2 protein-coding genes are annotated in these 975 nt (G+C 46.2%); both read left to right on the top strand.

The window, feature by feature from the left end; genetic code table 11:
- The first annotated feature begins 29 nt into the window (after positions 1-29).
- Positions 30-188: a TraR/DksA family transcriptional regulator gene (locus VK92_RS41315; RefSeq protein WP_229041931.1), complete on the top strand. Its 159-nt coding sequence runs from the start codon at positions 30-32 to the stop codon at positions 186-188.
- Positions 185-733, top strand: a complete 549-nt coding sequence (locus VK92_RS38450) for an ead/Ea22-like family protein (RefSeq protein WP_001289873.1) — start codon at positions 185-187, stop codon at positions 731-733. Before VK92_RS41315 ends, VK92_RS38450 begins: the two co-directional genes overlap by 4 nt.
- Positions 734-975 lie beyond the last annotated feature (242 nt).

The following is a 975-nucleotide window of genomic DNA, read 5'->3' as shown; positions in this document are numbered from 1 at the left end:
AAGAATTACAGCGCAACACAGCAATAAAAATGCGCCGCCTGAACCACCAGGCTATATCTGCCACTCATTGTTGTGAGTGTGGCGATCCGATAGATGAACGAAGACGCCTGGTCGTTCAGGGTTGTCGGACTTGTGCAAGTTGCCAGGAGGATCTGGAACTTATCAGTAAACAGAGAGGTTCGAAGTGAGCGAAATTAACTCTCAGGCACTGCGTGAAGCGGCAGAGCAGGCAATGCATGACGACTGGGGATTTGACGCAGACCTTTTCCATGAATTGGTAACACCATCGATTGTGCTGGAACTGCTGGATGAACGGGAAAGAAACCAGCAATACATCAAACGCCGCGACCAGGAGAACGAGGATATTGCGCTAACAGTAGGGAAACTGCGTGTTGAGCTTGAAACAGCAAAATCAAAACTCAACGAGCAGCGTGAGTATTACGAAGGTGTTATCTCGGATGGGAGTAAGCGTATTGCTAAACTGGAAAGCAACGAAGTCCGTGAAGACGGAAACCAGTTTCTTGTTGTTCGCCATCCTGGGAAGACTCCTGTTATCAAGCACTGCACTGGTGACCTGGAAGAGTTTCTGCGGCAGTTAATCGAACAAGACCCGTTAGTAACTATCGACATCATTACGCATCGCTATTACGGGGTTGGAGGTCAATGGGTTCAGGATGCAGGTGAGTATCTGCATATGATGTCTGACGCTGGCATTCGCATCAAAGGAGAGTGAGATCGGTTTTGTAAAAGATAACGCTTGTGAAAATGCTGAATTTCGCGTCGTCTTCACAGCGATGCCAGAGTCTGTAGTGTCAGATGATGACCGTACTCAAACATCGGGTTGAGTATTATCTTACTGTTTCTTTACATAAACATTGCTGATACCGTTTAGCTGAAACGACATACATTGCAAGGAGTTTATAAATGAGTATCAATGAGTTAGAGTCTGAGCAAAAAGATTGGGCGTTATCAATG

The sequence above is a fragment of the Burkholderia sp. LK4 genome, assembly GCF_001043615.1.
GTDB lineage: Bacteria > Pseudomonadota > Gammaproteobacteria > Burkholderiales > Burkholderiaceae > Burkholderia > Burkholderia cepacia.
The sequence above is the reverse complement of the archived record's forward strand: the minus strand, read 5'-3'. Positions and strand labels throughout refer to the sequence as shown.

Excerpts from the sequence above, each read along its gene's own strand:
- VK92_RS41315 (WP_229041931.1), top strand. The coding sequence starts at position 30 with ATGCGCCGCCTGAACCACCAGGCTATATCTGCCACTCATTGTTGTGAG.